The following is a 15,897-nucleotide window of genomic DNA, read 5'->3' as shown; positions in this document are numbered from 1 at the left end:
CGGCACCGGCGTTGATCCTGCCTCAGGCGAACTTTCCCGGGTTCGCCGCCACAGCCCGGCGCAGCGTGGGTCGGTTGGCGCGGTAGGCGGCCACCACCGATGCCAGCTCGTGCGGGCTCGCGCCGTGCATGATCACCGAGTGGCAGCCGAGGTCGTATTCGCGTGAAATCTTCTTCACGCACTGCTCGGGCGTACCGTATGCGGCCGAGGCGAGCCATTCGTCCGGGATGAGGGCGTCGAGCTGCTCCAGGACCTCGGCGGAGGCGGAGGCGTCGATCGGGCCCGCCGCCGCGGCGTCCATGTACAGCTGCGTGGTGCGGATCCGGTCCCAGACCTGCGGATCCCAACCATTGGCGCTGATCAGGATGTCGGCGTACGCCTGCAGGTAGGTCACCAGGCGGCCGGTGCGGCGACGTAGCTGATCCTCCGGAGTGAGCGCGTCGCTCGCGGTCGCCAGGCACGACCAGATGCGGACGCTGTCGGGATCCTTGCCCGCCCGTTCAGCGCCACGGCGTACTGCCGCAACGGAATTCGCGGTGGCCTCGTCAGAGAAGAAGGTGTGCAGCACGACGAAGTCGCCGATCGCACCGGCGAGCTCCATGGTCTTCGGGCCCACCGCGACGAAGCCGATCGGGGGCGAATCCTCGAGGCCGTTCTGGTGGTACAGGACTGGCCACTTACCGGCGGGCCCGTCGTGGTCGAGGATGGTCTCCCCGGCCCAGAGGCGACGCAGGATTCCGACGAAATCCCGCAGTTGCGCTTCGGTGACGGCGGGCAGGCCGATCGCCTTCCAGTTCGCCGCCATGCCGCGGCCGAATGCCATGGCATATCGGCCTTCGGTCATGGCCTGCATGGTCGAACCGATCGTCGCCGTCACCATCGGGTGCCGGGTGTGGTGATTCGTTGCCGCCGCGGCGATTCCGAGATCGGTCGTGCACCCGGCCAGGCCGCCGGACAGGACGGCGGAGTCCTTGACGGTCATCCGTTCACCGATCATGCACGAGCCGAGGCCGAGCCGCTCCGCGTCGCGGGCCTCCGGGAGCAGGACACGAGCGTCGGCGGGATGTCTGGTGATGCAGTAGTAGGCCAGTTCGTTCAGTTGTTCGATCACGAGAGTTGTACTTCCCCAATGGTTTTCGAAACGATGAAGGGTGATGCCAGGTATCAGGCGCCGAGTTCGGCGAGCAGTTCTTCGACGAGCGACCTGTGGTGGAGCAGTAGCTCGATGTCATCGGGCCGTTCCATCTCGCCGAAATGGATCTGCCGGCCGCCCGCGCGCAAGAAGACGACGCAGTAGTTCAGGGCGGCGAACATCGTGTACCAGGTGAGATCGGCGAGCTGCACGCCCGAGTGCTCGGCGTAGGTTGCCCGTACGTCTTCCTCACGCATGAAGTCCGGCATGCCGGGCAGGCCGAAGTTGTTGGCGATGGCATGAAAGACGCGGTGCCCGAACACGATCCAGGCCACGTCGAGCTCACGGGGGCCGATCGTCGCCATTTCCCAGTCGAGCACCGCGACCGGCGCGAAGTCGCGGTACATGCAGTTGCCGAGCCGCGCATCACCCCAGGACAGCACGGTCTCACCGGACGATGACTCCGGAAGATTGGCCGTAAGCCACTTCAGGATTCGCTCCACCAACGGCGATGCGCCGATGTCGCGAGCCGCGAACCGGTACCACGCATGGGCTCGATTGAGGTTTCGTTCGAGCAGGCTGGAACCGGGCTGCCGCGGGTCGAGAAACGCGAAAGTGGTGGACGCGTCCGGGATTGCGTGCAGTTCGGCGAGCGCCTCGATCGTGGAGTCCTGAAGTCGGCGCTGCTGCTCGGGGCCGGCGTCGAAGAGCCAGTTGTCGCCGAAGGTGTAGGGCATGACGTCGGGCGGCACCAGGCCGTCGACGCGGTCCATCAGCAGAAAGGGCGTACCCAGCACGTCACCGGTCGGCTCGAGGAACCGCACCCGGGGAACGCGGACGTCGCTCACTTCGGCCACGATGCGCATGACGTCGAACTGGTCGCGCAGGTTGTAGTGCTCGTAGACGGGGAAATCGCCGGGGGCCGGCACCACCCGGGCGATCAGATCGGCGACCTGCGTGTCTCCACCCTCACGCCAGGTCAGCGTCAGGGTCAGGGTTTCCGCCGACATGCCGTTGCTGTCGATGCCGGATCCCAATGTGAGCACCGGGTCGGCTTGCTCGGGCAACTGTGTGGCCAGCCATTGGGTCAGGCGCGGGATCAGGGCGGCGGTGTCGCGGCTGCTGCGTTGCAGGCGCATGCCCTGGTCATCGGGAGACGGAGACATGGATCACTCCTGACTGGATTGCGAAAGCTGGGGGTAACAGTGGACTCCCCACCCGCAATTGTCAACGAGGGTTCTCAAAGAATCTCGATTACTGCAGGTAGACCGCTATCGCGTCGACCAGACAGTGGCGCGCGGCCGCCAGCTCGGCAGGAGAAGACAGCCGACGCTCGTTATTGATGCCACGCATAGCCATCGGAATCAGGGTCCGGACCCCGCGCACCTTGTCCGAATCGACGGGCAGATCCGCAAGGAAGTACTCGAAAGCCCTGAGCCAGGCGTCTTCGTACCCGGCCATGGCCGCCGCGGTCCGCGGGAAGACCTCGAGCCGTTCCGCCTGACCATTGGGCAAACCGGCGCGCAGCGCCTCGACCGCGCGCCCCTCGGGTGCATCCAGGATGGTCCAGATGGCATCGACCACCTGCCACACCCGCTCCCGGATCGAGCCGGTGACCTGCGGCCAGGTCTCGGGGCTGTTCGCTCCACTGCGATCGGTCAGCTCGATGAGCACCGCGGCCCACAGTCCGTCGATGTCGCCGAACTGATGTTTCAAGGTGCCCCAACTGACCCCGGCCTCACGGGCGACTCGATTCGCCGACAGCGGTTCCCCCGACCCCTCCGCGAGACAGCTGATGGCGACGTCGAGCAGCCGTTGCCGGGTCTCCCGGCCCCGCCGATTGAGGCGAGTTCCGGCCGCGGACTGCATTGTCGAACTCGCTCCGGTCATCGATACTTCCGTTCCGCCCATCCCGAGATCTCGGACTCTCCGATTGTCGTCCCGACGATAGCGGTGCGCTTGTTCAACCAGCTCTACTCGAGCGCCATCACGATCGGCGAGATCCGGCTCGGCATCGGGCGAAGTATTCGACCGGAAGCTCGGGTACGGCCTCGAGGAGCTTGTCGCAGAACGCAACCCCATTCCAGGGGATTCGATTCCGTCTCACATGAATCGGATGATCGACAGCGTGCCCGCGATGATGCAGTAGGCCGCGAACGGGAGGAGGGTGCGGAAGTAGCGCTCCAGGTAGCGCACCGCCAGCCACGAGCAGGTTCCGGAGACGAAGGCGCCGAGGAGTACCGGGCCGCGGATGGCGGCGATCCTCGGTTCGGCGAGCTCCGGCAGCTCGACCAGGCCGGTCCGAATTGACCGCTCCACCAACCATTTACGAGGCCTGAGCACTGGACGCCGCAGACATCACCCGGCCCGCTGAGATGGCCACCACGAGGCGAAAAGCCGTATGAGGACCCCAGATTCGCCGCCCGAAACCCGAATCAGGCGTCGACTGAGTGAATTTCGAGTCATACCTCCCCGTGAGCCGGAGTAGCCACCCAGCGAGTCCGGCAGTCCACCAACCACTTGCTTGCCGAGAAAGTGAAAAGGAGATATTTTGCTTTATCTGTCAGACGCTGTGACCTGCGTCATGGTCGACACCCTATGCGGGCTGGCCGTGGCCCGATGAGGATTTGCATTGACCAGTTCCTGGACTACAGGCCGGGCCGTGCTCCGGCTCCGGCTGGGCGCCGCCGTCGGCGTGCTCGCCGCGGCCGTGTCGGTGAGCACGGCCGACGCCGAAACCGCACCGGCACCGGGCCGCGCGCTCGTCGTGCTCGGTGACTCGTACACCGCGAACCCACCGTGCGATGCGGTGCTGGTGAAATGCGCGGACGAGAACAGCACCGGTCTGCAGGCCTGTTTACACGGCCCCACCTCGTGGCCCGTTCAGCTGAGTGGGCTGATGGGCATCGCGGCCGATGACCTCGAGAACAACTCGTGCTCCAGCGCGACCATCGATACCGGTCCGGTGACATCGACCGGGGAGAAGGTTCCCGGCCGGGACGGATACACCCTGACGCAGGAGGCGCTCCAAGCCGCTCGGGACGGGTCGTTCGGGCCGCGGACCCAGGTGGTGGCGATCCAGCTGGGCTTCAACGACGCGTGGCCGAAGGACAGCGCGGTCACCGCGGACGCGACCCGGGTGTTCACCTGCGTGTTCAACATCCTCGAGGGCTGCGACGAGAACGCGGTGGCCGAAGGGCGGTGGCCGACCCTCGACGCGATCACCGGCGCGGCCTACGCCGACCGCATGCGCAAGGTCGTCGAGTACGTGAAGTACTACGCGCCCAACGCCAAGATCGAACTGGTCGGCTATCCCGAGGTGGCGCCGGAGGGCGCTGCGGACTGGTGTTTCGACATTTTCGGGCTCGTGCACTGGGTCCAGCCGCGGGCTCGGGCCATGGTCGAGTTCTGGAACCGCCTGCAGGTCGCCGAACGCGACGCGGCCCGGATGCTCCAGATCGACTTCGTCGACGTGCAGCAGGCGACCGCCGGGCACGGATTGTGTTCCGCCGATCCATGGTTCAACGGCTTCCTCGATCCTCAGATCAACCTGGCCGGCTTGCCGTTCCATCCCTCACCCCGCGGGGACGCCGCCGTGGCCGCCGCCGTCTACAGCCACGTCGCGCACTGACACGGACCCACCCTGCCAGCCGGACGAGTACCGCCGTGGCGCATCCATCGGAGAAGCAATGACGCTCACGTACACCCCAGAATCCGAATCGACCTCGGCGCCACCCGAATTCGCGTGGCGGAGCGTCCTGCTGGTCTCGGGGTTGATCACGCTCGTCTGGTCCGTCTCCGCGGCCCGATTCCAGCTCGCCGGTGACGAGCTGTACTACCTCGCGTGCGGCCGGCGACTGGCGGTCGATTACGTCGACAACGGACCGGTGATACCGCTGATCGCGCGGGCAGCCGACGTGATCGCCCCCGGATCGGTTCTCGCGCTGCGGATCCCGGGGTTGCTGCTGCTGATCGCGGTGTCCGTCCTCGCGGCGGCGGTGGCCCGCGAATGCGGTGCGCGGCCGCGCTACCAGATGCTCGCCGCGGCGGGGTACGCCGTCTCACCGTTCGTCGTCGCCTACACCGTGCTGGACAGCGTCGCATTCGACGTGGCGTGCCAGGCGTTGATCATCTGGCTGATGGTTCGCTGGGTGCGCACCCGCCAGGACCGCTTGCTCATCGCCGCGGGTGTGGCGGCGGCGATCGACGTGCAGGACAAATGGCTGGTGCTGATGCTGGGGGCCTGTGTCGCCCTCGGCGTTCTCGCCGTCGGACCCCGCGAGGTCTTGCGCCGCCCCGCACTGTGGGCAGGGCTGTTGATCTTCGCGGCCGCCATGACGCCCGCCCTGCTGTGGCAGGCCTCCCACCATTGGCCACAGCTGGCGACCAACAGCGCCATCGCCCAGGAAACGGCGGGGAGCGACGGCGGACAGCTGGGGACGGTCGTGGCGATCATGGTGGTCACCGGATTCCTCGGCGGCGGGCTGGGCGTGCTGGGCCTGTACGGCCTGGCTCGGGAGCCGAAGCTGCGGCCGTATCGGTTCGTGCTGATCGCCGCCTTGCTGATGGTGGTGCTGGTCGTCGCCGGGCACGGCCGGTCCTATTACGTCGCCGGGATCGTTCCCACGATCTTCGGCGCGGGCGCGTCGATCCTGTCCGGCTTCCTGGACATCGCGGGTACCCGCGCCCTGCTGCTGCGGCGGTTGTTCACCGGCCTCACCGTCCTCTCGGCGGTGCTGACCGCCTGCCTGGCGGTGCTCCCCTACCCCAAGAGCTGGATCGACGTGCCGGACACCGGCTACTGGGGCTTTCTGCAGCACTACGGCAACGACAACTGGGAGGACCTGGCCGACGCGGTGCACAAGGTGGCGATCGGCCTGCCGGCCGAGGAACGGGCCGGTGCCGTCGTCGTCACCGAGGCCTACAACGAGGCCGGAGCGCTCGACCATTACGGTCGGTCCCAATGGATTCCGCCGGTCTACAGTCCCAATCGTGGCTTCGCCGAATGGGGTCCGCCGCCGGACTCGGCCACGACCGTCATGTACGTCGGCTACAACGACGGACCGGAGCTGCGGGCCTTCCTGGCCAATTTCGCCCACACCACACCGGCTCTGCAGATGGACAACCCGCTCGGCATCGCCGGACAGAATCACCACGTGACCGTGTGGATCTGCCGCGAGCCCCTGGTTCCCATGTCCGTCGCCTGGCCGAAGTTGACCTATATGGTTGTCCCACCGGCCTCTTGAGCGAGAGTGCCGACGTCATCGAGGATTTGCATTGATCAGTTTCAGGACCAGCAGCGGGGCCGTGCTTCCACTCAGGCTGGCCGCCGCCGTCGCCGTTCTCGCCGCGGCCGGCGCGATAGGCACCGCCGCCGCCGACGAACCGGCTCCGGTCGAGGGCAAAACGCTTGTGGTCATGGGTGATTCGTTCGCCGCGAACCCGCCGTGCGATGGGGTCCTGGTGAAATGCGACGGCAACAACGACGTCGCGGCACACGAATGCCTGCACCGCGACACGTCCTGGCCCGTCCAGCTGAGCGCGCTCATGGGCGTCGCCGGAACCTCGGACTTCGAGAACGCCACCTGCACCAACGCGTCGATCGACAGCGGCCCCGTGACCTCGAGCGGGCAGCAGGTTCCGGGCCGCGACGGCTACACCCTGGCGCAGCTGGCGATCAAGGCCGCCAAGAACGGGGCGTTCGGGCCACGCACCCAGGTGGTGGCGATCCAGCTGGGAGCCAACGACGAGTGGCCGCATGATTCGGCGACCACCGCCGATGCCCCCGCCCAATTGACCTGCGCGTTCAACATCTCTCAGGGTTGCGACGCCGACGCGGTGTCCCAGGGCCGATGGCCCGACCTCGATACGGTCAACGGACCGGCCTACGCCGACCGCATCCGCAAAGTCGTCGAGTACGTGAAGTACTACGCCCCCAACGCCAAGATCGAACTGGTCGGCTATCCCGAACTGGCCCCGGCGAACTCGACCGCCTGGTGTCTCGACGTCCTGGGCGTCTTCCGCTACGTCCAGCCCCGAGGCACTGCCATCAACGAATTCTGGAACCGCCTGGACGACGCCGAACGCGATGCCGCCCAAGCCCTTTCCATCGACTTCGTCGACGCCCGGACCCCCACCGCCGGCCACGGCCTCTGCTCCCCCGACCCCTGGCTCCTCTCCGTCCTGGACCCGAAGGTGAACCTGGTCGGCCTCCCCTTCCACCCCACCCCCCGCGGCGACGCCGCGGTAGCCGCCGAGGTCCACAGCCGCATCACGCAGACCCGTTGATCCGAAGTCACCGCTATCCGGCGTAGGCGGTTTTGCCGCCGTCGATCACCATCTGGGCGGCGGTCATGTACGGGAAGTCGTCGGAGGCCAGGGCCAGGGCGAAGACGGCTATCTCGTCGGGGGTGGCCATGCGGCGCAGGCCGGGGACGTGCTGTTTGCCGTAGACCTCGGTCATGGTCTTCCACACCTCGTCGGGGAGGCTCATCGCGCCTGCCGCGCGCCGGACCAGTTCGGTGTCGGTGGTGCCGGGGATGAGGGTGTTGATGCGAATGTTCTTGTCCGCGTAGTCGTAGGCCGCCGCTTGGACCATGCCGACCAGCCCGCGTTTGGCGGCGGTGTAGGCGGCCCGGCCCTCGGTGGTGGCGATGGCGTTGGACGAGGAGGTGACGACCACGACCCCGCCGCCGCGGGCGATCAGGTGCGGGATCTCGTATTTCAAGGCCAGGAAGTTGCCGCGCAGGTCGGTATCGACGACGTCGTCCCATTCGGCGGAGCTGTACTCGTGCAAGGCTTTCTGCAGCGTGATGCCCGCATTGTTGAAGCAGACGTCGAGCCCGCCGTACTTGTCGGCGACCGCGTCCACGAACTGGCGCACATCGGATTCCACCCGGACATCGGCCCGGATGTAGGTGGCTTCCCCGCCCGCGGCCCGGATTTGCTGCTCGACCTGGCGGCCGAGTTGTTCTCTGCGGCCGCAGAATCCGACGTGCCCGCCCTCGGCAGCGAACATCAGGGCGGCCGAGCGGCCGATTCCGGAGGTGGCGCCGGTGATCAGCACGACCTTCCGGTCGAAACGCCGTGCGCCGGAAGGCTTTACCACGGGAGTCGGCGCCCCGCCCTGAACGAGGGCGATGCCGCCGGCCGCGCCCGCCGCCGCGGTGAGGGTCGCGGCGACTCCGGTGGTGGTGAGGAGCCGTCGCCTGCTGACCCCCGAGGCGGGGCCGGGTTCGGCGGCGGATTCGGGCTCAGTGCTGGCATCCATAATGGATAGCGTAACTATCGGATAGTTCTACTGTCTACTCTCCGGATGGAATTGCCGCGCAGCCGGAACCGACCTCGAACATGGCCACACCGTGCGCCGGAATATCGGCGGCCTTCAGCGCACGGGTGGTCGTGGTGTCGGTGTGCGTCCACAGATTGCGCACCGAGTAACACTCCGCCTGCCGCAATCCGGTTGCGGCCAGCCCGGTTTCGATGGTCGCCGCCCGATCGCCGGGATTGAACACGGCCACCGCCACCGCGCCGCCGGCGAGCGGCTTGACCAGAATCCGCCCGTCCCCCGGCAGCGGCGTCGCCTGCGCCACCCGCGAATCCTGGTCCACGGCAATGACATCGGCATTCGTCAGCAGGGCGCGGGTCTGCTCGGACATCGCACGCACATCGTTGCCGGCGATCAGCGGCGCGGCGAGCATGGCCCACAGCGAGAAGTGCGCGCGCTGCTCCTCGGGATCGAGGCTGAACTGCGGATCGCGCAGGCGGCCGACCACCTCGGGCGACAGATCGAACGACGTCTCGAGTTCCAGAATCTGGCGGGTGGTCAACGGCCCGGCCAGGACATCGGCGGGATAGCCCGCCAGATGCGCGCCGATGAACTCGGTCAGCGGCAGCCCGACCACCATCATGTCGGGATCGTTCCAGTAGCCGGGGCGGGAGCGGGTGGCCAGCGGTTCGGCGGCCCCCAGCTCGTCGGTGACACCGATCAGGCCGCGCCCGGATCGGGTGGCCAGGTGCTGATCCGGCGACCCGTTGTGCCACAGCGGAATCAGATCCGCGGTATTGCGGGTCATATCCGAGATGGTCGACCAGTCGTAGTCCCCGCCCGCGTGCAGGTTGCCGGAACTGTTCGGGTTGATGCTGTAGACGATCCGCCGCCCGCTGGCGCGCAGCGCATCCCGCATGGCGGCGAAGGCGGGCACCTGCTCGGCGAGGTCGGTGTCGGCCCGGCACCAGTCGTATTTGAGGAAGTCGACGCCCCAGCCCGCGAAGGTCCGCGCATCCGCGGTCTCGTGCCCGCGACCGGCATTGCCGGGCGTCTGCCCGCAGGTCTCGTTGTAGGGGCTCGAGTACAGGCCCAGATACATGCCGCGCGCGTGCGCGTAGTCGGCGAGCGCGGCCATGCCGTGCGGGAACCGCTGCGGATCGGCCCGCAGGTTCCCGGCGGCGTCGCGTTTCGGCGCCGCCCATCCGGCATCCAGATTCACGTAGCGGTATCCGGCGTCGCGCATGCCGGAGCCGACCATGGTGTCGATGACCTCGTGGATGTTCTGCTCGGTCAGCGGAATTCCGGAATTCCACGAATTCCAGCCCATGGGCGGGGTGAGCCGGCCGCCGACCGCCGCGATGGGCGCGGGACGCGGCGGCGCGGCCGCGGTGTCGGCGGTCAGCAGGGCGGTGGCGACGACCAGCGCGAAGGACAGGATTCCAACTCGCACGCGGGACGTCTCCTCGGGTGACGGACGGCTCAATTGTGCGGCGGGAGCTGGCCGTCGGCCTTCACAGTAGTGCCGGTGAGAGTAAAGGTGACCACGCTGGGTCCGCCCTGGGGGCAGCACATGGGGTCGTTGCCGTTGAGCCAGTGGTAGGTGAGCGACAGCGAGGTGCGGGTCTTGCCGGTCACCATCGTGTACATGTACGGGTTGGGGGTGGCCGTCCCCAGATATGTGCCGTTGGTGAAGAACAGAACGTGGGTGTACGGGTGGTTGGTGTCGGAATTCACCGTCATCCAGGACAGCACCCCGGCACAACCCGCGGAGATCTGATCATCGGCGGCCTGACCCGTCTTCCACCCGCCGACCGGCGGCGGCGACAGCCGCGCGATGGCCTCTCGGGCCAGGTCGGAATTGATGTCGAGGCAGAGCCCGTGGCCGCTGCCCACCGGGGCGTCGGACTGCTGGGCGGCGGCGGGAGCCGAGGTGGGGGCCGTGGAACTGGGGCCCGCGGAGGTAGTGGTGGTCCCGCACCCGGTGGCCACCGCCGCGAGGGCAGCGCCCATCGCGAGAATCGCCACTGACCTGGTCTTCATGGCATCCCGCCGCGCACGTGTCACCTCTAGATCATCGGGGTGCCGGGAACTCGCGTTAGCGGCAGGGTGCCGATACGGGGGTCACCGGCATGCCGTCGGCGGGTACCGCGTTCTGCCACAAGGGATTCGCCGGACTGCCCCCAGCCCTACCTCCGATACGCCGCCACGAACGGCGTGTCGACGCCCGCCTTGCCGAATCGGAAGGCCCCGCCGGGCGCTCCGAGCGCCTCGGTGCGGCCGGCCAGTGGCTCGTCGAAGAACCGCCGATTCTCGGCGATGAACTCCTCCTGCCCATCCGGCATATCGTCCTCGTAGTAAATGGCCTCGACCGGGCAGGCCGGTTCGCAGGCGCCGCAGTCGGTGCATTCGTCGGGGTTGACGTAGGCCATGCGGTCGCCGATGCAGACCGATCCGATCCGGGTCAGCGGCGGTTGCCGGCCGGGCCGGGGCGCGGTGCGATCTAGGTGGTTCGGGGTGGTGGGGCGGTTGAGGATCGGATCTCGAGGTGGACCGGGACGACGATGTTGGGCTGGTCGATCGGGCGGGAGTGGAGGGCGTCGATCAGGAGGGTGGCGGCGCGGCAGCCGATGGCGTGGCGGTCCACGGCCAGGGTGGTCAGGGCCGGGGACAGGGAGGGGGAGGTGGGGAGGTCGTCGTGGCCGATGACCGAAACGTCCTCGGGCACACGGAGCCCGCAGTCGGCCGCGGACAGGTAGACGGTGTGGGCGATGTAGTCGCTGTTGGTGATGAATGCGGTGGGCCGCTCGTCCAGGTGCGCCCGCAGGGCCGCGGTGACGGCGGGGCGGGCCGCGTCGGCGGAGAGTTCGGTGGTCACCGGGAGGGCAGTGAAGCCGAGTTCGGCGCCGAGTTGCCGGAAGCGTTCCAGCCGTTCGGGATCCGGGGACTTCTCCGGCGGCGCCACCACCATGGCCAGCCGCCGGTGTCCCAGTCCGAGCAGATGCCGCACCGCGAGATCGACCGAGATCTCCTGGTCCGAGCGCACGCTCATGGTGAGCCCGGGCTGCTCGCGATCGGCGGTGTCGAGCAGCACCACCGGCCGCCGGGTGACCGAATGCCATTCCCGCGCATGCGGACTCGTGCCGATGGGCGCGATGGCCAGCCCGTCCACGGCCCGATGCTGGAAAGCGTCGAGCAGCTGCCGCTCCCGGCCGGCGTCGTAGCGCGAGGAGCCGACCATGACGTCGTAGCCCGCGGCGGAACAGGTTTCGTCGAAGCCGTCGATCACATCCAGGAAGTGCGGGTTGCGCAGGTTGCGGATGAGCAGTCCCAGTACCCGGGTGCGCCGGGTACGCAGGGCGACCGCGGAGGCATTGGGCCGGTAGCCGAGTTCGGTGGCGCGTTGCAGAATGCGTTCTCGCAGCTGGTCGCTGACGCCGGGCCGCCCGGCGAGTGCCAGGCTGACCGCCGAAATGGAGACTCCGAGCGATATCGCCACATCGCGCTGCGTGATCGGTTCGCTCCCGGCTACCACGGAGAGAAACACTAGCGAACGGAGGCTGAACTCGGATGACCGCGCTCTGAACTCTCGACAACGTCCGGTGCGAGTGCTCGCTTCGACGCCTCTACCTTTGCTAAAACGATTGAGCAATTCGATCTCCCAGGAAGGACCATCGTGTCCAGCGATGCCTTTTCAGTCCTCGACTCCACCGAGCTGACCACCTTCCACCGCAAGGTGACCGTGCTCTCGGCCGCCGGCATGTTCCTCGACGGCTTCGACATCACGGTGATCGCGGTCGCGCTGCCGACCGTCACCAAGCAGTGGCACCTGTCCACTTTCATGGCCGGTGCGCTCTCCGCGGCCGCGGTGGTCGGAATGTTTGTGGGCGCGTTGGTCTTCGGCCGCCTGACCGACCGGCTGGGCCGCAAGAAGATGTACCTGGTGAACCTCATCGGGTTCGTCTTCTTCGCTTTGGTCGCCGCGCTGGCCCAGGACGCCTGGCAGTTGCTGGTCTGCCGCTTCCTGCTGGGCCTGGCCCTGGGCGCGGACTACACCATCTCCACCTCGCTGCTCGCGGAATACGCGCCCGCCCAACGCCGCGGCAGCCTCATGTGCCGACTCGGCGCCAGCTGGTTCGTGGGTGCGGCGACCACCTACGCCTTCGCGCTGGCCCTGCTCCCGCTCGGCGACGCCATGTGGCGCGTCATGCTGGTCCTGGGTGCGGTGTTCGCGCTGATCGTGCTGTGGATGCGGCGCAGCATCCCGGAATCCCCGCGCTGGCTGGCCGCCCAGGGCCGCGGCGAGGAGGCGAACGCCGTGCTCACCGGACTCGGCGATGCCACCGCACGACTGTCCGGACCCGCTGCGCCGCAGCATGATTCGCCGTGGCGCACGCTGCTGACCATGCCGCTGCTGCGCTATACGTTCTTCTGCTGCGGGTTCTGGTTCATGTACACGCTGTCGTACTACGGCATCACGCTGTACACGCCGACCATCCTCGAGCAGGTCACGACCAGTACGACCGGTACCTACACCGGTTCGCTGATCATCGCCCTGGTCGGCGTCGCGGGCGCGTTCACCGGTGTCGCCCTGGTGGACCGGGTGGGCCGCCGTCCGCTGCTGATCGTCGGCTTCATGGGCATGTTCCTCGCCCTGACGGCGCTGGCGCTGTGGCAGAACCCGGGACTGACCGGCCTGGTGGTACTACTCGGCGCGGCGGTGCTGTTCGCCAATTCCGGCCCCGGCATCGTGAACCTGGTCTATCCGAGCGAGGTCTTCCCGACCGCCGTGCGCGCCACCGCCAATGGCCTGGGCACCGCGGTGTCGCGGATCGGCGCGATCATCGGCACCCTGTGGCTGCCCACGCTGATCAAGTCGTGGGGTCTGCACCACGTGCTGTGGCTGTTCGTGGGCGCGAGTGTCATCGGCCTGGCCATCGCGGCCACGCTGGCCCCGGAGACCAAGGGCCGCACGCTGGAAGAGCTCTCGGCGGAGATCTCCGGCCGGGCGCAATCCGGTTCGGCCGCACCGGAATCCGTGGGCTGAACCGGTGACCTTTCCCGATCGCACGATCCGGCCGGGCGCGGCACTCGACGCGGACGGCCGGTATCGGGGCCTGGAACGCGGTCCGGCCGAACCGCGTTCGACCCGTACCGAACTCGCCCCCGGCGCCACCCCCGACCCGGGTGCGACCGTGGCGCGATTCGTCCAGCTGACCGACTTCCAGATCGCCGACCCCGTCTCCCCCGGCTGTCTCACCTTTCTGCACGGATTGGCGGGCCGGCCCGGGTGGGAGTTCATGTTCCCGGCTTACCGCCCGCAGGAACCGGTGGCGTTGCAAGCCTTCGAGGCCACCATTCGCACATTGCGCGAACTCGGCACGGGCACCATCGATTTCGTCGTCACCACCGGCGACAATATCGACAGCGCGCAATCCAACGAGCTGTCGGCCCTGTTCGCCCTGCTGGACGGCGACACCGTACTCGACCCGAACTTCGGTGCTACCGAGACGAAAACGCTGCCCGCGCACGCCGTCTCGGCCGAGTTCTACAACCCGGAACCGGAATCCCGCGATGTCTACAAGCGCGAGCACGGATTCCCCGACGTCCCGGGCCTGCTGGCGGCCGCCGCCCGCCCCTTCCGCACCCGCGGCCTGGGCGTGCCCTGGCTGGCCTGCTTCGGCAACCACGACTGTCTGGTCCAGGGCCGCGCGCCCGTCACCCCGGAGTATCAGGCGCTGGTCACCGGCGACAGCGCACCGACTGCGCTGGGCATCGACCCGCCCGCCGATCCGATGCGGCGGTACCTGCCCGATCCGACCGTGCTCTCGCAGGGTCCGGCCGTACCCATCGCCGCCCGGGCCGACCGCCGGGTCATCAGCCCGGCCGAATACGTGCGCGCCCATCTGGACAGCCCCACCGAGCCGCGCGGCCACGGCTTCACCGAGCAGAACCTGATCGAGGGCACCACCTACTACAGCTACGATGCCGTCCCCGGTGTGCGGATGATCGTGCTGGACTCCACCCACCCCGCCGGGCACGTCACCGGCAGTATCGGTGCACGCCAATGGGATTGGCTGGTCGATCAGCTGATCGCGGCGCACTCGTCGTATCGCGGCGAGGACGGCGCGATCGTCCGGACCGGAAACCGGGACCGCGCCGTGATCATCGCCTCCCACCACGGTCTGGGCATCCTGACCAACTCGACACCCGACCCGGACGGCGAAACCCGCTACCTCGCAGCCGATCTGGAGGCGCTGCTGCACCGCTTCGGCAATGTGGTGCTGTGGATCGCCGGGCACGAGCACCGCAACGAGGTGACCCCGCGCCGCCGTCCCCCCGATCCGCAGGAGGACCCCGCGGGCGGATTCTGGCACATACTCACCTCCGGCCTGTGCGAATGGCCCTGCCAGACCCGCCTGCTGGAACTGGTCCTCCCCCAGCAGGATTCGAATCATCTGATCATCCGCTCCACCATGATCGACCACTCGGCCCCCGAACGCCCCGGCCCGGCCCTGGAGCTGCTCGACCTCGCGTCCCTGCATCGCGAGCTGTCGTTCAACGAGCCCACCCGGGTCGGCGGACCGCACTCCGCGGGCACCCCGGCCGATCGCACCGTGGACCTGATCGTCCCCGTATCCCCCGCACTGCTCGCCTCCCTGCGCGGTGCAATGGCACGTAGCGAACAGCCCTCGACGGGGGATCGCGACGGCAATGCCGTGGTCCTGGGCCCGAACTGAGCCACGGCCGGCGGGCTGAGCGACGGTTCCGGTCCGCCGGCCCCAGCCTGCCGCTGTGCGACAATGCGGCATGAGCATCAAGATCGACGGTCTCGATTCCGCGCTGCTCGCGGAGTTGGCGGCCGATCCGCGGGTGCCGATTCTGGAGTTGGCGCAGCGGCTGGGGATCGCGCGCAACACCGTGCAGGCGCGGATGAAGCGGCTCGAGGCGTCCGGCGCGGTGCGGGGGTATCCGCCGGACGTGGATCTGCAGGCCATCGGGTTCGCGGTGCACGCGTTCCTGGGCATCGAGCTGAACCAGAACAAGATGAACGACATCGTCGAGGCATTGCGGGAGTTCCCGAACGTGCTCGAGGTGCACGCGACGACCGGGCGCGGAGATCTGCTGGTGCGGATCGCGGCCCGGTCCCAGCCGGATCTGCTGTCCATCATCCAGCGCGTGCACGCGATTCCCGGCGTGAAGCACACCGAAACCATGCTGGCCCTCGCGACTCCGGTCGAGTACCGGTCGCTGCCGCTCGTCGAGCATCTGACGAGCCAGCCCGCCGAATGACGAACCGAGGACACTCGAGCGGACTTCCGCGTGGACGCTCGAGCAAAATGCTACGTACGTCACAGTGTTCCAGATCACTTTTGAGCAGTCTGATCAACTTTTCGCGCATCTGTTGACACAGATCACACATCACGGCAGATTTCGCTGCACCGATCGCTTTTGGTCCCTTGGTTTGCAGCTCACGATCTGGGCTGTGGAGAGTGTG

Annotated in this window: 14 protein-coding genes and 1 pseudogene; 6 read left to right on the top strand and 9 right to left on the bottom strand. The window is 67.9% G+C overall.

Going from position 1 to position 15,897, the window contains the following annotated elements:
• Nucleotides 1-22: 22 nt before the first annotated feature.
• The 4 genes from ABZV44_RS10710 to ABZV44_RS10695 form a co-directional block, all read right to left on the bottom strand.
• A complete protein-coding gene (locus ABZV44_RS10710) occupies nt 23-1,108 on the bottom strand; it encodes a TIGR03857 family LLM class F420-dependent oxidoreductase (RefSeq protein ID WP_354835300.1) in 1,086 nt (361 codons plus the stop codon).
• Nucleotides 1,109-1,164: 56 nt separating this feature from the next.
• Entirely contained in the window at nt 1,165-2,298 is a 1,134-nt protein-coding gene (locus ABZV44_RS10705) for a phosphotransferase family protein (protein ID WP_354834390.1), read from the bottom strand.
• 88 nt (nt 2,299-2,386) lie between these two features.
• Nucleotides 2,387-3,022, bottom strand: a complete 636-nt coding sequence (locus tag ABZV44_RS10700) for a TetR/AcrR family transcriptional regulator (protein WP_354834387.1) — start codon at nt 3,020-3,022, stop codon at nt 2,387-2,389.
• Nucleotides 3,023-3,235: 213 nt separating this feature from the next.
• Nucleotides 3,236-3,451, bottom strand: a complete 216-nt coding sequence (locus ABZV44_RS10695; RefSeq protein ID WP_354834385.1) for a hypothetical protein — start codon at nt 3,449-3,451, stop codon at nt 3,236-3,238.
• 313 nt (nt 3,452-3,764) lie between these two features.
• Between ABZV44_RS10695 and ABZV44_RS10690 the strand changes: the two genes are divergently transcribed.
• The 3 genes from ABZV44_RS10690 to ABZV44_RS10680 are packed head-to-tail and all read left to right on the top strand — an operon-like array spanning nt 3,765 to nt 7,420.
• Entirely contained in the window at nt 3,765-4,763 is a 999-nt protein-coding gene (locus tag ABZV44_RS10690; RefSeq protein WP_354834382.1) for an SGNH/GDSL hydrolase family protein, read from the top strand.
• 58 nt (nt 4,764-4,821) lie between these two features.
• A complete protein-coding gene (locus ABZV44_RS10685; RefSeq protein ID WP_354834379.1) occupies nt 4,822-6,378 on the top strand; it encodes a glycosyltransferase family 39 protein in 1,557 nt (518 codons plus the stop codon).
• Nucleotides 6,379-6,409: 31 nt separating this feature from the next.
• Nucleotides 6,410-7,420 (top strand): SGNH/GDSL hydrolase family protein, encoded by a 1,011-nt coding sequence (locus tag ABZV44_RS10680; protein ID WP_354834376.1) that lies wholly within the window; start codon nt 6,410-6,412, stop codon nt 7,418-7,420.
• Nucleotides 7,421-7,433: 13 nt separating this feature from the next.
• Here ABZV44_RS10680 and ABZV44_RS10675 read toward each other — a convergent pair whose 3' ends face one another.
• The 5 genes and pseudogenes from ABZV44_RS10675 to ABZV44_RS10655 form a co-directional block, all read right to left on the bottom strand.
• Entirely contained in the window at nt 7,434-8,402 is a 969-nt protein-coding gene (locus ABZV44_RS10675; RefSeq protein ID WP_354834373.1) for an SDR family NAD(P)-dependent oxidoreductase, read from the bottom strand.
• 34 nt (nt 8,403-8,436) lie between these two features.
• The gene (locus ABZV44_RS10670) at nt 8,437-9,852 is read right to left on the bottom strand and encodes a glycoside hydrolase family 27 protein (RefSeq protein WP_354834370.1); all 1,416 of its coding nucleotides are present in this window, start codon (nt 9,850-9,852) and stop codon (nt 8,437-8,439) included.
• Nucleotides 9,853-9,881: 29 nt separating this feature from the next.
• Nucleotides 9,882-10,466 (bottom strand): LppP/LprE family lipoprotein, encoded by a 585-nt coding sequence (locus ABZV44_RS10665; protein WP_354834367.1) that lies wholly within the window; start codon nt 10,464-10,466, stop codon nt 9,882-9,884.
• Between the two features lie 122 nt (nt 10,467-10,588).
• Nucleotides 10,589-10,825 (bottom strand): annotated as a pseudogene (locus ABZV44_RS10660) (ferredoxin family protein); the annotation flags it as partial.
• 77 nt (nt 10,826-10,902) lie between these two features.
• Nucleotides 10,903-11,934 carry a LacI family DNA-binding transcriptional regulator gene (locus ABZV44_RS10655; RefSeq protein WP_354834365.1) on the bottom strand — a complete coding sequence of 344 codons (1,032 nt, stop codon included), beginning with the start codon at nt 11,932-11,934 and terminating at the stop codon, nt 10,903-10,905.
• A gap of 141 nt (nt 11,935-12,075) precedes the next feature.
• On the opposite strand from ABZV44_RS10655, the gene ABZV44_RS10650 reads away from it, so the two are divergent.
• From ABZV44_RS10650 to ABZV44_RS10640, 3 genes are all read left to right on the top strand, one after another.
• Nucleotides 12,076-13,446 carry an MFS transporter gene (locus ABZV44_RS10650; protein WP_354834362.1) on the top strand — a complete coding sequence of 457 codons (1,371 nt, stop codon included), beginning with the start codon at nt 12,076-12,078 and terminating at the stop codon, nt 13,444-13,446.
• A gap of 4 nt (nt 13,447-13,450) precedes the next feature.
• Nucleotides 13,451-15,139, top strand: coding sequence for a hypothetical protein (locus ABZV44_RS10645; RefSeq protein ID WP_354834359.1), 1,689 nt, complete (start codon nt 13,451-13,453; stop codon nt 15,137-15,139).
• Between the two features lie 70 nt (nt 15,140-15,209).
• Nucleotides 15,210-15,692: an Lrp/AsnC family transcriptional regulator gene (locus ABZV44_RS10640; RefSeq protein WP_354834356.1), complete on the top strand. Its 483-nt coding sequence runs from the start codon at nt 15,210-15,212 to the stop codon at nt 15,690-15,692.
• The last annotated feature ends 205 nt before the right edge of the window (nt 15,693-15,897 follow it).

The sequence above is a fragment of the Nocardia sp. NPDC004860 genome (assembly GCF_040609015.1).
Taxonomy (GTDB): Bacteria; Actinomycetota; Actinomycetes; order Mycobacteriales; family Mycobacteriaceae; genus Nocardia.
Note: the sequence above shows the minus strand (reverse complement) of the source record. Positions and strands in the feature narration are given on the sequence as shown.

Bases quoted from the DNA above. Each gene is read 5' to 3' on its own strand.
- ABZV44_RS10705 (WP_354834390.1), bottom strand. From the start codon at position 2,298: ATGTCTCCGTCTCCCGATGACCAGGGCATGCGCCTGCAACGCAGCAGC.
- ABZV44_RS10700 (WP_354834387.1), bottom strand. From the start codon at position 3,022: ATGACCGGAGCGAGTTCGACAATGCAGTCCGCGGCCGGAACTCGCCTC.
- ABZV44_RS10685 (WP_354834379.1), top strand. From the start codon at position 4,822: ATGACGCTCACGTACACCCCAGAATCCGAATCGACCTCGGCGCCACCC.
- ABZV44_RS10675 (WP_354834373.1), bottom strand. From the start codon at position 8,402: ATGGATGCCAGCACTGAGCCCGAATCCGCCGCCGAACCCGGCCCCGCC.
- ABZV44_RS10640 (WP_354834356.1), top strand. From the start codon at position 15,210: ATGAGCATCAAGATCGACGGTCTCGATTCCGCGCTGCTCGCGGAGTTG.